This is a genomic window from Streptomyces sp. CA-278952, from assembly GCF_028747205.1.
GTDB lineage: Bacteria > Actinomycetota > Actinomycetes > Streptomycetales > Streptomycetaceae > Streptomyces.
In genome coordinates this window covers 5,466,465-5,481,871 of sequence record NZ_CP112880.1, presented here as the reverse complement: position 1 = coordinate 5,481,871, position 15,407 = coordinate 5,466,465, and the positions used below count along the sequence as shown (strand labels likewise).

At 72.9% G+C, this 15,407-nt stretch carries 12 protein-coding genes; 4 read left to right on the top strand and 8 right to left on the bottom strand.

The features are described 5' to 3' along the window. Window positions 1–190 precede the first annotated feature (190 nt). Window positions 191–1,219 (top strand): aspartate-semialdehyde dehydrogenase, encoded by a 1,029-nt coding sequence (locus tag N7925_RS24525; RefSeq protein ID WP_265601609.1) that lies wholly within the window; start codon window positions 191–193, stop codon window positions 1,217–1,219. A 72-nt stretch (window positions 1,220–1,291) separates the two neighbouring features. Here N7925_RS24525 and N7925_RS24520 read toward each other — a convergent pair whose 3' ends face one another. Both N7925_RS24520 and N7925_RS24515 read right to left on the bottom strand, forming a co-directional pair. Beyond that, window positions 1,292–1,639, bottom strand: a complete 348-nt coding sequence (locus N7925_RS24520) for a type II toxin-antitoxin system PemK/MazF family toxin (protein WP_265601608.1) — start codon at window positions 1,637–1,639, stop codon at window positions 1,292–1,294. Continuing rightward, window positions 1,626–1,856, bottom strand: coding sequence for a ribbon-helix-helix domain-containing protein (locus tag N7925_RS24515; RefSeq protein ID WP_228182779.1), 231 nt, complete (start codon window positions 1,854–1,856; stop codon window positions 1,626–1,628). Before N7925_RS24515 ends, N7925_RS24520 begins: the two co-directional genes overlap by 14 nt. A gap of 103 nt (window positions 1,857–1,959) precedes the next feature. On the opposite strand from N7925_RS24515, the gene pepN reads away from it, so the two are divergent. Next, complete coding sequence (pepN, locus tag N7925_RS24510) at window positions 1,960–4,536, top strand: aminopeptidase N (RefSeq protein ID WP_265601607.1); 2,577 nt, start codon at window positions 1,960–1,962, stop codon at window positions 4,534–4,536. Window positions 4,537–4,686: 150 nt separating this feature from the next. Here pepN and alc read toward each other — a convergent pair whose 3' ends face one another. The 5 genes from alc to N7925_RS24485 form a co-directional block, all read right to left on the bottom strand. Continuing rightward, complete coding sequence (gene alc / locus N7925_RS24505) at window positions 4,687–5,841, bottom strand: allantoicase (protein WP_274345177.1); 1,155 nt, start codon at window positions 5,839–5,841, stop codon at window positions 4,687–4,689. A gap of 65 nt (window positions 5,842–5,906) precedes the next feature. Continuing rightward, window positions 5,907–6,815 (bottom strand): LysR family transcriptional regulator, encoded by a 909-nt coding sequence (locus N7925_RS24500; RefSeq protein WP_274345176.1) that lies wholly within the window; start codon window positions 6,813–6,815, stop codon window positions 5,907–5,909. A 190-nt stretch (window positions 6,816–7,005) separates the two neighbouring features. Beyond that, window positions 7,006–7,218 (bottom strand): hypothetical protein, encoded by a 213-nt coding sequence (locus N7925_RS24495; RefSeq protein ID WP_018959242.1) that lies wholly within the window; start codon window positions 7,216–7,218, stop codon window positions 7,006–7,008. A gap of 5 nt (window positions 7,219–7,223) precedes the next feature. Then, entirely contained in the window at window positions 7,224–9,584 is a 2,361-nt protein-coding gene (malQ, locus tag N7925_RS24490; protein WP_274345175.1) for a 4-alpha-glucanotransferase, read from the bottom strand. Continuing rightward, complete coding sequence (locus N7925_RS24485; protein WP_265601603.1) at window positions 9,585–9,896, bottom strand: hypothetical protein; 312 nt, start codon at window positions 9,894–9,896, stop codon at window positions 9,585–9,587. Between the two features lie 355 nt (window positions 9,897–10,251). Here N7925_RS24485 and N7925_RS24480 point away from each other — a divergent pair, with 355 nt between their 5' ends. Next, window positions 10,252–13,242, top strand: a complete 2,991-nt coding sequence (locus tag N7925_RS24480; protein WP_274345174.1) for a beta-N-acetylglucosaminidase domain-containing protein — start codon at window positions 10,252–10,254, stop codon at window positions 13,240–13,242. A 98-nt stretch (window positions 13,243–13,340) separates the two neighbouring features. Here N7925_RS24480 and N7925_RS24475 read toward each other — a convergent pair whose 3' ends face one another. Beyond that, window positions 13,341–13,877, bottom strand: a complete 537-nt coding sequence (locus tag N7925_RS24475; RefSeq protein WP_003969129.1) for an HNH endonuclease — start codon at window positions 13,875–13,877, stop codon at window positions 13,341–13,343. Window positions 13,878–14,190: 313 nt separating this feature from the next. Between N7925_RS24475 and N7925_RS24470 the strand changes: the two genes are divergently transcribed. Then, window positions 14,191–15,258: a mechanosensitive ion channel family protein gene (locus N7925_RS24470; protein ID WP_274345173.1), complete on the top strand. Its 1,068-nt coding sequence runs from the start codon at window positions 14,191–14,193 to the stop codon at window positions 15,256–15,258. The last annotated feature ends 149 nt before the right edge of the window (window positions 15,259–15,407 follow it).

Genomic DNA, 15,407 nt, shown 5'->3' with positions numbered 1-15,407 from the left:
GACCGCCGCCGCAGATGTTTCCCCCCGCACGCGCGAGCCTCGCAGAATCTGCGGTCCTCGCGCGAAGAGTCCGCAGGTCGGACAATGGATTGGACAAGGCGGGCCAGGACATACGCATCATGGAGCGGCAAACGGGCCGCACAACCGCACGGGCGGGCAGCCGCCGGACGTGCAGAACAGAGGAGTCCTCGTGAAGGTCGGAATCGTCGGCGCCACCGGTCAGGTCGGCACAGTCATGCTCAGGATCCTGGCCGAGCGGGACTTCCCGGTCGACGAGCTGCGGCTGTTCGCCTCGGCCCGCTCCGCCGGCTCCACGATCGACTTCAAGGGCTCCGGCGTCACCGTCGAGGACGCCTCCGCGGCCGACTACACGGGCCTGGACATCGTGCTGTTCTCCGCCGGCGGCGCGACCTCGAAGGCGCTGGCCGAGAAGGTCGCCGCCCAGGGCGCCGTGGTGATCGACAACTCCTCCGCCTGGCGCAAGGACCCCGAGGTCCCGCTCGTCGTCTCCGAGGTCAACCCGCACGCGGCCCGGGTCCGCCCGAAGGGGATCATCGCCAACCCGAACTGCACGACGATGGCCGCGATGCCCGTGCTGCGCCCGCTGCACGACGAGGCCGGTCTCGAAGCGCTGACCGTCGCCACCTACCAGGCCGTGTCCGGCTCCGGCGTCGCCGGCGTCGCCGAGCTGCACGGCCAGGCGGCCAAGGTCGTCGCCGAGGCCGAGAAGCTGGCCCACGACGGCGAGGCCGTGGACTTCCCCGAGCCGGCCGTCTACAAGCGCCCGATCGCCTTCAACGTGCTGCCGCTGGCGGGCTCCATCGTGGACGACGGTTCGTTCGAGACGGACGAGGAGCAGAAGCTCCGCAACGAGTCCCGCAAGATCCTGGAGATCCCGGAGCTGAAGGTGTCCGGCACCTGCGTCCGGGTCCCGGTCTTCTCCGGCCACTCACTCCAGATCAACGCCCGCTTCGCCCGTCCGATCGGCGTCGAGCGCGCCTACGAGCTGCTGAAGGACGCCGAGGGCGTCGAGCTCTCGGAGATCCCGACCCCGCTCCAGGCGGCCGGCAAGGACGCCTCCTTCGTGGGCCGCATCCGGGTCGACGAGACGGTCGAACACGGTCTCGCGCTGTTCGTCTCCAACGACAACCTCCGCAAGGGCGCGGCGCTGAACGCCGTGCAGATCGCGGAGCTGGTGGCGGCCGAGCTGAAGGGCTGACCCGCGGCGTCACGCGTACGGGGAAGGGGCGGTCACCGGTGTCCGGTGACCGCCCCTTCGCATGCGTAGAGGTCAGAGCGCGAGATGGCGGCGGAGGGCCGCGTCGATCTCGGCCATGCGCTGGCGGGGGACCCGGCCGATCTGCCGCACGAACCGCTCCTGAGCCATCGCCCGTACCTGCTCGCACTGCACCTTGGAGTCCTTCGCCAGGCCGGAATCGCCCGCTTGGAGAAGCACCTGGAAGGGGTAGAGGCGAGAGACGTTCGACGTCAGCGGCACCACGGTGACCACGCCGCGTCCCGCCCGGTCCACCGCGGCGTTCGCACCATCATTGGAGACGATGATCGAGGGACGCGCCTTGTTGGCCTCGCTGTCCCGCACCGGCTCGTAGTCGACCAGATAGATGTCACCGCGCCTCATCGACGATCCCGTCCCCCGAGAACTTGTCCCAGAACGCGGCGTCCTCGCTCTCATCCCATTCGGCGAAAGCCGCCACGTAGTCGGCCTCAAGATTCGAGGCTCGCAACAGCTCGATGGCGGCGTGTATGACGGCGGACCGGGAATCCGCTTCGGTCTTCGTCGCGTACTCGTCGACGAAGGCGACATCCTCCTGCGGCAGACTCACACTGATCTTCATACCACTGATGCTACCGGAGTAGGAAGGGGAGCGCTACCCATCGTCGGGCAGGGCCGGACATGGAAGGATGATCCGAAACGTCACTATCGAAGGAGATGGCCGCGTGCCTGGCACGAATCTGACCCGCGAAGAGGCGCAGGAGCGGGCGCGCCTGCTGACCGTGGACGCGTACGAGATCGATCTCGACCTCTCCGGAGCGCAGGAGGGCGGCACCTACCGGTCCGTGACCACCGTGCGCTTCGACTGCGCGGAGGCGGGTGCGGAGTCGTTCATCGATCTGGTCGCCCCGGCCGTTCACGACGTGGTGCTGAACGGCAAGGACCTGGACGTGGCCGCCGTGTTCCGCGACGCGCGGATCGCCCTGCCGCATCTGCGTGAGGGCGCCAACGAGCTGAAGGTCGTCGCCGACTGCTCGTACACCAACACCGGTGAGGGCCTGCACCGGTTCGTCGACCCGGTCGACGAGCAGGCCTATCTGTACACGCAGTTCGAGGTCCCGGACGCGCGCCGCGTCTTCGCCTCGTTCGAGCAGCCCGACCTGAAGGCGACCTTCGCGTTCACCGTGAAGGCCCCGTCCGGCTGGACGGTCATCTCGAACTCCCCGACGCCGGAGCCTGCGGGCGACGTCTGGACCTTCGAGCCGACGCCGCGCATCTCCACGTACATCACGGCCCTCATCGTGGGCCCGTACCACGCGGTGCACAGCAGCTACGAGAAGGACGGCCAGTCCGTCCCGCTCGGCATCTACTGCCGCCCCTCGCTGGCGGAGTACCTGGACGCGGAGGACATCTTCGCCGTCACCCGGCAGGGCTTCGAGTGGTTCCAGGAGAAGTTCGACTACGCGTACCCATTCGCCAAGTACGACCAGCTCTTCGTCCCGGAGTTCAACGCGGGTGCGATGGAGAACGCGGGTGCGGTCACCATCCGCGACCAGTACGTCTTCCGCTCCAAGGTGACGGACGCGGCGTACGAGGTGCGGGCCGAGACCATCCTGCACGAGCTGGCCCACATGTGGTTCGGCGACCTCGTGACGATGGAGTGGTGGAACGACCTCTGGCTGAACGAGTCGTTCGCCACCTACACCTCGATCGCCTGCCAGGCGGACGCGGCGGGCTCGAAGTGGCCGCACTCCTGGACCACGTTCGCCAACTCCATGAAGACGTGGGCGTACCGGCAGGACCAACTGCCGTCCACGCACCCGATCATGGCGGACATCCAGGACCTGGACGACGTCCTCGTCAACTTCGACGGGATCACGTACGCCAAGGGCGCGTCCGTGCTCAAGCAGCTCGTGGCGTACGTCGGCAAGGACGCGTTCTTCCAGGGCGTCCAGGCGTACTTCAAGGCGCACGCCTTCGGCAACACCCGCCTCTCCGACCTGCTGGGCGCCCTGGAGAAGACCTCCGGCCGCGACCTGAAGACCTGGTCGAAGGCGTGGCTGGAGACGGCGGGCATCAACATCCTGCGCCCGGAGATCGAGACCGACGCCGACGGTCGTGTCACCTCGTTCACCGTGCTCCAGGAGGCCCCCGCGCTGCCCGCCGGCGCGAAGGGCGAGCCGACGCTGCGCCCGCACCGCATCGCCATCGGCGCCTACGACCTCGACGCGGACGGCAAGCTCGTGCGCACCGACCGGATCGAGCTGGACGTCGACGGCGAGCGGACCGACGTGCCCGCCCTGGTGGGCAAGGCCCGTCCGGCGGTCGTCCTGCTCAACGACGACGACCTCTCGTACGCGAAGGTCCGCCTCGACGCCGAGTCGCTGCGGGTCGTCACCGAGCACCTGGGCGACTTCGCCGAGTCGCTGCCGCGCGCCCTGAGCTGGGCCTCGGCCTGGGACATGACGCGCGACGGCGAGCTGGCCACCCGCGACTACCTCGCCCTGGTGCTCTCCGGCATCGGCAAGGAGTCGGACATCGGGGTCGTGCAGTCGCTGCACCGCCAGGCGAAGCTGGCACTCGACCTGTACGCGGCGCCGGAGGCCCGTGAGGGCGCGCTCAACCAGTGGACGGAGGCGACGCTGGCGCACCTGCACGCGGCGGAGCCGGGCAGCGACCACCAGCTGGCCTGGGCCCGTGCCTTCGCGGCGACGGCCCGCAACCCGCAGCAGCTGGACCTGCTCCAGTCGCTGCTGGACGGCACCGAGTCGATCGAGGGCCTGACCGTCGACACCGAGCTGCGGTGGGCGTTCGTGCAGCGGCTGGCGGCGGCCGGGCTGCTGGACGAGGAGGAGATCGCCGCCGAGTACGAGCGGGACAGGACGGCGGCGGGCGAGCGCCACGCGGCCTCCGCGCGGGCGGCCCAGCCCTCGGAGGAGGCCAAGGCCGAGGCGTGGGCCTCGGTCGTGGAGTCCGGCAAGCTGCCCAACTCGCTCCAGGAAGCGGTCATCAGCGGCTTCGTCCAGGCGGACCAGCGCGAGCTGCTGGCCCCGTACACGGAGAAGTACTTCGCTTCGGTGAAGGACGTCTCGGAGTCGCGCAGCCACGAGATGGCCCAGCAGATCATCGTGGGCCTCTACCCGGCCCTCCAGGTATCGCAGGAGACGCTGGACGCCACGGACGCCTGGCTGGCCTCGGCCGAGCCGAGCGCGGCCCTGCGCCGGCTGATGTCGGAGTCGCGGTCCGGTGTGGAGCGCGCTCTGAAGGCACGGGCGGCGGACGCGGCGGCGGCCACCGCCTGACCTTTCGCGCAGGCCTTCGAAAGGCGCCCCCTCCGCCGCGGCGGAGGGGGCGCCGTCTTGGAATACGTGGAAACCGCCCGGCGAGCGGGCGCGGGAGCGCAACCGTCCGCCGGGCGGGAACTCGGGGGTGCCGGCCCGAGGGTTACGGGGTCACGCGCCCGACTCCTCGTAACGGCGGGTCAGCTCGGCCGCGCCGGACTCCGTGAGCGTGCCGTGCAGACGCATCCGGGCCACGCCGCCGTCGGGGAAGGCGTCGAGGCGGACGTGGGTGACGACGGCCTGGGCGCGCAGCACGAAGCGGTGGAGGGTGTCGGGCTGGAGGCGGGTGCGCGGGACGATCTCGAACCACTCGCCGGTGTCGCCGTTGCGGCCCTGGAGGGCGATCCAGCCGGCGGAGTTGCCCTTGAGGTAGGCGGTGTCGATCTCGATCGCGCGGACCGCGCCCTGGGCGGGGAGGCGGAAGCGGACCCAGTCGTTGGTGTCGCGGACCCGGCGGCGGCGGTTCTCCCAGCCGTCGTCCATCTTGCGGGAGGTGCCCGGCAGGATGATCTGGGTGGGCGAGGAGTAGAAGCGGTCGGAGGCGTCCTCGTACGTACCGCCGTTGAGCACCGAGATCAGGTCGATGGTGCCGAGTGCGGCGAGCCAGGCCGGGTCCGGGACGACCTCGCCGTGCACGCGGAGGCGGGCGATGCCGCCGTCGGGGTGCTGGCAGAGGCGCAGGTGGGTGTAGCGGCGGCCGCCGGTGATCTCGAAGGCGTTGGCCGCGTGGCCGCGTACGGGGGTGGGCGGGAGGATCTCCTCCCACTTCACGTCGTCGGCGAGCAGTTGCTCGGGGCTCGGGGCGCCCTCGACGGAGGTGGCCTGCACGGATACGCGCTGCGGGTAGTTGCCGCGGAAGTGGGCGGTGTCGACGATCAGGCCGCGGACGATGCCGGGCGCGCCGAGGCGGACGATGGCCCAGTCGTGGTCCTCGGGGGCCGGGAAGGGGGTCTCGGCGCCCGCTCCCCTGCGGCGGCGGGTCTCCCAGCCGTCCATGATCTTGCCCTTGTGCCCGAAGTGCTCGGGGTCGAAGACGGCGCGCTCACGGATCAGGAGGTTCTCGCGCTCGGCGAAGAACTCGTCGTTGGCGGCGATCACGCCCGCGCCGAGGCGGCGGTCGGCGAGGTCGACCAGCTCGGTGAAGGGGAGGTCTCCGGCTTCGCGGTAGTCGGCGTACGGGTCGCCGCCGCCGTAGGGCGCGGCGTCATTGGCGTGGGGGTCGGTGTCGGGGTCCTGGAATGTGGTCTCGCTCGCGTCGAAGGTCATGGCTCCTACTTTCGCGCCACCGGACCCGTCAGGTCCATCGAAAGTTTTCGCAGGTATCTTTCAGCTCAGCTGAATGATGAGGCGACGCTGGTGAGCGCCGCGAGGACCCGGCCCACCGCCGGTCCGCTCTCTGCCCCGTGCCGGACCGCCGCCACCACGTGGCGGCGCGGCCGGTCCGCCTCCAGCACCCGCATCACCACGCCCTCGCGACGCTCCCGGGCGGCCATGCGGGGGACCAGTGCGACGCCCATGCCCGCCTCGACCAGGGCGAGGATCGCGGTCCACCCGGCGGCGCTGTGGGCCTGCTCGGGGACGAAGCCCGCCGCCTCGCAGGCGGCGGTGGTGATCTCGGACCAGGGCCCCGAGCCGCCGAAGATCCAGCGGTCGGCGGCCAGGTCCGCGAGGCGCAGGGCGGGGGCGCCGGCCAGTGGGTGGTCGGCGGGGAGCGCCACGTCCAGGGGGTCGGCGAGCAGCGGGAAGAGGCTGAAGCGGGGGTCGCGGGCGGTGGGCGCGTGGGCGGCCAGCGACAGGGCCAGGTCCACCTCGCCCGCGGTGAGCAGCTCGTAGGCCTGGGCGGCCTCGGCCTCCCGTACCCGTACGTCGGGCCCCGGGCGGTCCTCGGCGCGCAGGAGCCGGACGGCGGGGACGACGAGGGCGGGCACGGCGGTGGAGAACGCGGCCACCCTGACCTCGCCCGCCTCGCCGCGCAGATAACCGGTCAGTTCGGCCTCGGCCCGCTCCAGCTGGGCGAAGACCGCCTCCGCGTGGCGCAGGACGAGGTGGGCGGCGTCGGTGAGGCGGACGCGGCGGCCCTGGGCCTCCAGGAGGTCCACGCCGAGCTGCTTGGCCAGGTTGGTGAGCTGCTGGGAGACGGCGGAGGGGGTCATCCGGAGCGCCTCGGCGGTCGCCGTCACCGTGCCCCGGTCGCGCAGGGTGCGCAGGATGCGGAGCTTCTTGACGTCCCACTCGGTCATGGGCGCAACCTACCGGCCCGGCGCGGGCCGTGTTCCCCGCCCCCGGGCCGTGCGCACGTCGGCGTCCGGGCCGTGCACATGGCGGCGTCCGGGCCGTGCACATGGCGGCGTCCGGGGTCGGACGCACGAATGCGCCGCGCGGTGGTGCCCACCGGCGGCGCATCCTTCGTGCAGGGCGTACGTGTGCGGGTCAGACCTGCTTCTTGGACTTGTCCAGGACCATGACCAGGCCCGTGATCACCACGAACAGGGCGATGGGCGCGACGACGTAGAGACCGATGGTCTCGACCGCGCTCAGGCGCGGAGCCGGGTCGTCGCCGTCGTCGGGCGTGAGCGCGAGCGCCGGGCTCGACATGAGCAGCATCATCAGCGTCGTCCCGGCCGCAACGACGCCGGCGCGCATAGCGTTCATCTTTTCCACGGTGCCAACGTAGCGAACGGCTGGGGACCGCGCTCGCCCGGGGGTGCCGTACGAGGCTTTCGGGGCCGCAGGACGTCCATCAGCGCGTGCAGCCGGGGCGAGGCGGTGATCTCCTCCAGGGTGACCGGGTGCCCCTCGGTGTCGGCGATCGGGAGGCGCCAGTTGGGGTACTGGTCCCAGGTGCCGGGGAGATTCTGCGGGCGGCGGTCGCCGACGGTGTCGGGGAGCCAGACGCCGGTCATCCTGGCGGGGGTGCGCAGCAGGAAGCGGTGGACGGCCCGGACGGCGGCCTCCTCGTCGCCGTCGCCCTCGGGGAGTATCCGCAGCCGGGCGAGGAGGGCCAGCCACTCGGCGGTGTCGGTGGCGTCCTCGGTCAGCTCCTCCTCCAGGGAGCGGGCGAGCAGGCCGAGGCGGTGGCGCAGCGTCACATGGTCGCCGGTCAGCCGGGCGGCGGTGGAGGGCAGGTCGTGGGTGGTGGCGGTGGCCAGGCAGTCCCGGCGCCACTTCTCCGGGGCGAGCGGCCGTCCGTCGCCGTCCCAGTCGCGTTCGAACCAGAGCACCGAGGTGCCGAGCACGCCGCGCCGGGCGAGCGCCTCGCGGACGCCGGGCTCGACGGTGCCGAGGTCCTCGCCGACGACGACGGCCCCGGCCCGGTGGGCCTCCAGGACGAGGACGGCGAGCATCGCCTCGGCGTCCTGGGCGACGTACGTACCGTCGGTGGGCGGGCCGCCCTCGGGCACCCACCAGAGCCGGAACAGGCCCATGACGTGGTCGATGCGCAGGGCCCCGGCGTCGGCCAGCAGTCCGCGCAGCAGGCCCCGGTAGGCGGCATAACCGGTGGCGGCGAGGACGTCGGGGCGCCAGGGCGGCAGGCCCCAGTCCTGGCCGCGCGCGTTGAAGGCGTCGGGGGGCGCGCCGACGGACATGCCGTGGGCGAATGCCTCCTGCTGGGCCCAGGTGTCGGCGCCGGCCGGGTGCACGCCGACGGCGAGGTCGTGGACGATCCCGACGCTCATCCCGGCGTCCTCGGCGGCCCGCTGGGCGTCGGCGAGCTGGGTGGCGGTCAGCCAGGCGAGGCGGCAGTGGAAGTCGACCCGGTCCAGCAGTTCGGCCCGGGCGCGGGCGGTTCCCGGGGAGCGGGGGTCGCGCAGGGCCTCGGGCCAGGCGTGCCAGTCGGGGCCGTGCACCTCGGCGAGCGCGCACCACAGGGCGTGGTCCTCCAGCGCCTGGCCCTGCTCGGCCAGGAAGTCGCAGTAGGCGGCGCGGCGGCCGGGGGTGAGCGGCACCTCGACGACCAGCTCCAGGGCCTGGCGCTTCAGCTCCCAGACGGCGTCCCGGTCGATCAGCGCGCCCTTGTTCAGCACGGCCTCGCTGAGGGCGGCGGCGTCCTGCCGGAGGTCGTCCAGGGCGGCCCGGTCGCGGACGTGGCCGTATTCGGGGATCGACTCGACGCGCAGGTGCACCGGGTCGGGGAAGCGGCGTGAGGAGGGGCGGTACGGGGACGGGTCGGTGGGGTGCCCGGGGACGGCCGCGTGCAACGGGTTGACCTGGACGAACCCGGAGCCGAGGGTCCGCCCGGACCAGGCGGCGAGGTCGGCCAGGTCGCCGAGGTCGCCCATGCCCCAGGAGCGGGCGGAGAGCAGGGAGTAGAGCTGGACCAGGAAGCCGTGGGAGCGCTCGGGCGGCTGCGGGACGCGGGCCGGGGCGACGACGAGGGTGGCGGTGGCGCGGCGGTGGTCCGGCGTCACGACGTGGACGCGGTGGACGCCGGGGGGCGGCGGGATCCACCAGGCGGGGACGGCGGCCGGAGCGCCGGGCTCCTCCCCGGCGCGCTGCGGGTGCGGCGCGGACGCGGTGGCGGTGGCGGTGGCGGTACCCGCAGGAGCGGACGCGGGCGGGGCGGAGTCCGCGTCCCCCGGCGGCGTCACGGGTAGGGCGGTGGCGCCGGGGGTGACGGGCGGCGCGGTGGCGCCCTCCGGCGGCGTCATGGACGAGGCCGGGGCCGCCGCACGGGCCCGCATGCTCAGCGGGGCGGGCGGGCGGCCCGAGGGGTGTCCCTGGGTCTCGGCCGGTTCCGGCTCGACCGTGACGGTCGAGCCGGGGGGCAGCCCGGCGAGGGCGGGCGGCAGGGGCTCGCCGGCCCAGACCACCACGGTCGGCGGCAGCAGGCGCGAGCGGGACTCCGCGGCGACGAGGCACTTCCGTACGTCCGCCGGAGTGCCGGCGTCGACGCCCAGCGCGGCGAGCACGGCGATGACCGTGTCGTCGGGGACGGACACCGTGACATCCGGCGACGGGGAGTAGGAGGTGGCGACACCGTGCAGTGCGGCGAGCCGGGACAAGCCCATTCAGACTCCTGGGAACTCCATGCCCCCTGCGGTGCCGGGTGCGGTCGGCTCGCTGGTCAGTGGGGCGACGGCGGCAAGCGGAGGCTCGCTCGTGAGAGGGGTGGCATCGGCGAGCGGCGGCTCGCTGGTCAGCGGGGCGGAATCGGCGAACGAGGATTCACCGAGCAGGAGGGAGACATCGGCGAGCGGCGGCCCACTGATCAGGTGGGCGACCTCGGCAAGGGGGAGTTCGCTGGTCAGCGGCGCGGATTCGGGCTGCGGGGGTACCTGTTTGGAGAGGGCGGAGAGCAGAAGCTGCGCGGCAGCGGGCATGGTGGCCTCCTGGCCATGGAGAACAGGACACAGCAGGCCTACCCAGGCCTCGCCGTGGCAGACGTGGACGTGATGCAGGCGTTATGACAACGAGCCCAACGTGCTCTAGGTCACACTCGGTTCCCCCGGACGGCAGGTATGGGCTGTTTTCAGCCAATCCCGGCCGCCACACCAGCCCCAGAGGGCTCGAAGGCGTCGCTATTCCCGGCAAATACGGCAGAACGGCCATGCGCATTGACACCCTCGCGCGCGGGTGGTGGGCTCGGAGCCCGCCGGGGCCACCGCCCGCGGTCCGAGGGATCGGCACGGCGGCGGTCCATCGCCGGCAGTTGGTCGTTACGAAGGGGAGCGCGACGTGCGGATCGGGCGCAGAAGGCAGGCAACGGCCGTGGCCGCCGCCGTGATCGGCGGACTCCTCGGATCCGTCTCCGTCGCCCCGGCCGCGACGGCCGCTCCCGCCGACCCCGGCAGGCCCGCTGCCGGCTCGGCCGACCGCGCCGACAGCGCGCGGACCCCGCCCGTCTGGCCCCGGCCGCAGAGCATGAAGACCACCGGGCCCGCCGTCCCGCTGGGCTCCGAGGCCACGCTCGTCGCCGCGCCGGACGCCGATCGTCACGCCGTCGAACAGGCACGCACCCTGCTGCGCGGGGCGGGCGTCCGGACCCTGCACGAGAGCCTGCCGGGCGGCGGGCCGGTGGTCCGCGTCGGCGGCAGCGGAGCCGCCGACGCACTGCGGGCGCTGCGCGCCCCCGACCGGGCCGATCTGCCGTCGGGCGGCTACCGGATCGCGGTCGGCCAGGTCTCCGGACGCGCCACCGTCGCGCTGGACGGGCTCGGCGCGGACGGCCTCTTCCACGCCGTCCAGACCCTGCGCCAGCTGATCGCCGACGGCTCGGTGGCCGGCGTGACGGTACGGGACTGGCCGGGAACCGCCGTACGCGGCATGGCCGAGGGGTTCTACGGAGAGCCGTGGACGCGCGAGGAGCGGCTCGCCCAGATCTCCTTCATGGGCCGCACCAAGCAGAACCGCTATCTCTACGCGGCGGGCGACGACCCCTACCGGCTGGCGCGCTGGCGCGAGCCGTACCCGGCCGAGAAGCGGGCCGAGTTCCGGGCGATCGCCGAGCGGGCGCGCGCCGAGCACGTCACGCTCGGCTGGGCGGTCTCCCCCGGCCAGGCGATGTGCATGGCCTCGGACCAGGACGCCCGGGCGCTGACGAAGAAGATCGACGCCATGTGGGCGTTGGGCATCCGGGTCTTCCAGCTCCAGTTCCAGGACGTCAGCTACAGCGAGTGGCACTGCGACCTGGACGCGGAGACCTTCGGCAGCGGTCCGAAGGCGGCGGCCCGCGCGCAGGCCCGGGTCGCGGGCGCCCTCGCCCGGCATCTGGAGGAACGGCACCCGGACGCGGCCCCCCTGTCGGTGCTGCCGACGGAGTTCTACCAGGACGGGGCCACCGACTACCGCACCGCGCTGGCGGCCGAGCTGGACGACCGGGTGCAGGTGGCCTGGACCGGTGTCGGGGTGGTGCCGAAGAAGATCACCGGCGCTGAACTGGCCGGAGCCCGCGCCGCGTTCCGCCACCCGCTGGTGACGATGGACAACTACCCGGTCAACGACTACGCCCAGGACCGCATCTTCCTCGGCCCCTACACCGGCCGGGACCCGGCGGTGGCGAGCGGTTCGGCGGCGCTGCTGGCCAACGCGATGGAGCAGGCGTCCGCCTCGCGGATCCCGCTGTTCACCGCCGCCGACTTCGCCTGGAACCCGAAGGGCTACCGCCCGGACGAGTCGTGGCGGGCTGCCGTCGAGGATCTGGCGGGCGGGGACGCGGGCGCCCGGGAGGCGCTGCTGGCGCTGGCCGGGAACAGCGCGGGCTCGGTGCTCGGCGCGGAGGAGTCCGCCTACCTCCAGCCCCTGTTCGACGCGTTCTGGAACACCCGCGCGGACGCCCCCCGCCGGGACCGGGCGGCGGCCGAGCTGCGCGCGGCCTTCTCCGTGATGCGCGGGGCCCCCGATCGGCTGAAGACCCCCGCCGACGGCCGGCTGACCGAAGAGGTGCGCCCCTGGACGGAGCAGCTGGCCCGCTACGGCCGGGCCGGTGAGCTCGCGGTGGACCTGCTCCAGGCCCAGGCCGCCGGGGACGGCGCCGCCGCCTGGCGCGTCCAACTGGCCCTGGAGCCGCTGCGCGAGGAGATCGAGGCGAGCCGGGCCACGGTCGGCGAGGGCGTGCTGGACCCGTTCCTGGACAAGGCGGCGAAGGTGGCCGCCGGATGGAACGGCACCGACCGCGCCTCGGGACGGGTCACGAAGGACGCGCACAGCTATACGGTCCGGCTGGCCGGACCCCGCCCGGTGGAGGCCGTCACGGCGCTCGCCGAGCCCGGATCCGCCCTCACCGACGCGGTCGTGGAGGCCCACGTGCCCGGTGAGGGGTGGCGGGCGCTGGGGAAGCTCTCGCCGAGCGGCTGGACCCAGACCGCCGCGAAGGGGCTGCGCGCGGACGCCGTACGGGTCACCGTGCCGGAGGCCGCGCGGACCGCCCCGCCCTCGTACCTCAGCCCCACCCTGCCCCGCTCCCCCGCCGTCGTGGCGGGCTCCCCGCAGGTGCGCGCCCTGGTGCCGTGGTTCGGCGACGAGCCCGCCGCCACGCTCGACCTGAAGCGCGGCGAGACGGACGCCGAGATCGGCGGCGAGCCCCAGCGGGTCAAGGCCCGGCTGGCCGGGCGGCGTCCGGTCGAGGTGAAGGGCAAGCTCACCGCGGAGGCCCCCGAGGGCATCGAGGTGCGGGTCCCGAAGCAGACGACCGTGCCGCGCGGATCGCGCACCGACGTGCCCGTGGACATCACGGTCCCGGCGGACACCCCGGCCGGCGAGTACGAGGTCCCGCTGACCTTCGGCGGCCAGGAGTCCACGCTGACCGTGCGGGCCTTCCCGCGTACGGGCGGCCCGGATCTGGCGCGTACGGCGAAGGCCTCGTCGTCCGGCGACGAAACCCCGGACTTCCCCGCGTCGGCGGCCTCCGACGGCGATCCGGAGACCCGGTGGTCCTCGCCGGTGGAGGACGGGGCCTGGTGGGGGGCCGAGCTGCCGGAGCCGGTGCGGCTGGGCCAGGTGGTGCTGAACTGGCAGGACGCGTACGCCTCCCGCTACCGGATACAGGTCTCCGCCGACGGCCGCGTCTGGCGCACCGCCGCGACGGTGACGGAGGGCCGGGGCGGGCGCGAGTCGGTCCGGATGGACGCGAAGGGCACCCGGTTCATCCGGGTGCAGGGTGAGGGCCGGGCGACGGAGTACGGCTACTCGCTCTGGTCGGTGGAGGCGTACGCGGTCGTGGACGACTGACCGCGTACGTACAGACTGACCGCGTACGTACGGACTGACCCCCTACGGACAGGTTGACTCTCCGTACGTACGGGGGGGGAACGGCGAAGACCCGAATCTCAGGCGGACACGCCGTCGATCCGGGCCATCACGTCGTCCGCGCCGAACGGTTGCAAGTACGGCAGCCAGCGCGGGTCGCGGTGTCCGGTCCCGATGATCCGCCAGGCCAGGCCGGTCGGCGGGGCGGGCTGGTGGCGCAGCCGCCAGCCGAGCTCGGGCAGATGGCGGTCGGCCTTGACGTGGTTGCAGCGGCGGCAGGCCGCCACCACGTTGTCCCAGGCGTGCTGTCCGCCGCGGCTGCGCGGGATGACGTGGTCGACGCTGGTCGCGGCGGCCCCGCAGTACATGCAGCGCCCGCCGTCCCGGGCGAACAGCGCCCGTCGCGTCAGGGGGACGGGGCCCCGGTAGGGGACGCGGACGAAGCGCTTGAGCCGGACCACACTGGGTGCGGGCACGGCACGGGTGGCACTGTGCAGGAAGGAGCCGGACTCTTCAAGGCAGATGGCCTTGTTCTCCAGGACGAGGACGAGCGCGCGGCGGAGCGGTACGACGCCGAGCGGCTCGTACGACGCGTTGAGAACCAGGACGTGCGGCACGGTGGATGCCTCCTTGTACGCCGGCGGCGCGTGGCTCGCGCCGGGACGATCCGATCTCAGTCTCTCCTCATGCCTGGTCAAAGCGCCACCACGTACGAGTAACGGGCCGAGAGGATTTTTCTCACTCCGGGCTCCACGCGGCGTTCGGCGGTGCCGAACAGGTGTTTCACCTGGGCGGCCGTCCGCACTGTGCGATCGGCCACAGCGGAGGTGTTCCCGGTGAGACCTCTCTCTCTTCCCACGACGGCAACGATCCACTCCCCCGGCTTCGTTAGTGTTACGACCAGCCGTCGTCCCCCTGGAGGTCCCTGTCGTGTCGCTGTCCGTCCTCTTGGCCGCAGCCCCGTCTCCCGAGCCGGGTGGCTCGCTGGGCGAAGCCGCCGAACAGGCCGGGAACGCCGCGGGCTGGGTCGAGGAGAACTGGTCCACCTGGCTGAGCACCGGGTTGCGCATCCTGCTGATCGTGGCGGTCGCGATCACGCTGCGTTATCTGATCCGGCGCGCCCTGACCAATCTGATCGAGCGGATGAACCGCGGCGCCCAGGCGGTGGAGGGCACGGCGCTGGGCGGGCTGCTGGTGAACGCCGAGCGCAGACGCCAGCGGTCGGAGGCGATCGGCTCGGTGCTGCGTTCGGTGGCCTCGTTCGTGATCATGGGCACGGCCGCCCTGATGGTCCTGGGCGCCTTCAAGATCAACCTGGCGCCGCTCCTCGCCTCCGCCGGTGTCGCGGGCGTGGCTCTGGGCTTCGGCGCCCGCAACCTGGTCACGGACTTCCTCTCCGGCGTCTTCATGATCCTCGAGGACCAGTACGGGGTCGGGGACGCCGTCGACGCGGGCGTGGCCTCCGGCGAGGTCATCGAGGTGGGGCTGCGCGTCACCAAGCTGCGCGGCGACAACGGCGAGATCTGGTACGTCCGCAACGGCGAGGTGAAGCGGATAGGCAACCTCAGCCAGGGCTGGTCCACGGCCGGGGTCGACGTCACGGTGCGTCCGACGGAGAAGCTGGAGCACGTCCGCCAGGCGATCGCCACGGCCGCCGAGACGATGACGAAGGAAGAACCCTGGTCGGAGCGGCTGTGGGGCCCGGTGGAGGTGCTCGGCCTGGACGAGGTCCTGCTGGACTCCATGACCGTCCGCGTCACCGCCAAGACGATGCCGGGCAAGGCGCTCGGAGTGGAGCGCGAGCTGCGCTGGCGCATCAAGCAGGCGCTGGACGAGGCGGGCATCCGGATGGTCGGCACGGTGCCGCTCCAGCCGGAGGGCGCGTCCACGGCGGACCCGACGGCCGCGATGGCGGCCCCCTCCGCGTACGCCTCGGCCGTCTCCCCGCAGTCGCTGGCGGCGACGCCGATACCGCCGGCGACGAACCTGAGCAAGTAGCCGCCGAACCTGGACGAGCAACCCCTGCCGCGACGCCCCCGGCCGCCTCCTGGACCCCAGGGTGGCGGCCGGGGGCGTCGCCGTGCCGGGTAACACTTTGATTGCCGGACGGGGGTCACCCATTGACGCCCCGGTGACCTGCGGCCTAC

Bases quoted from the DNA above. Each gene is read 5' to 3' on its own strand.
- N7925_RS24520 (WP_265601608.1), bottom strand. From the start codon at position 1,639: ATGAGGCGCGGTGACATCTATCTGGTCGACTACGAGCCGGTGCGGGAC.
- N7925_RS24515 (WP_228182779.1), bottom strand. From the start codon at position 1,856: ATGAAGATCAGTGTGAGTCTGCCGCAGGAGGATGTCGCCTTCGTCGAC.
- alc (WP_274345177.1), bottom strand. From the start codon at position 5,841: ATGACCTTCGACGCGAGCGAGACCACATTCCAGGACCCCGACACCGAC.
- N7925_RS24500 (WP_274345176.1), bottom strand. From the start codon at position 6,815: ATGACCGAGTGGGACGTCAAGAAGCTCCGCATCCTGCGCACCCTGCGC.
- N7925_RS24495 (WP_018959242.1), bottom strand. From the start codon at position 7,218: ATGCGCGCCGGCGTCGTTGCGGCCGGGACGACGCTGATGATGCTGCTC.
- malQ (WP_274345175.1), bottom strand. From the start codon at position 9,584: ATGGGCTTGTCCCGGCTCGCCGCACTGCACGGTGTCGCCACCTCCTAC.
- N7925_RS24485 (WP_265601603.1), bottom strand. From the start codon at position 9,896: ATGCCCGCTGCCGCGCAGCTTCTGCTCTCCGCCCTCTCCAAACAGGTA.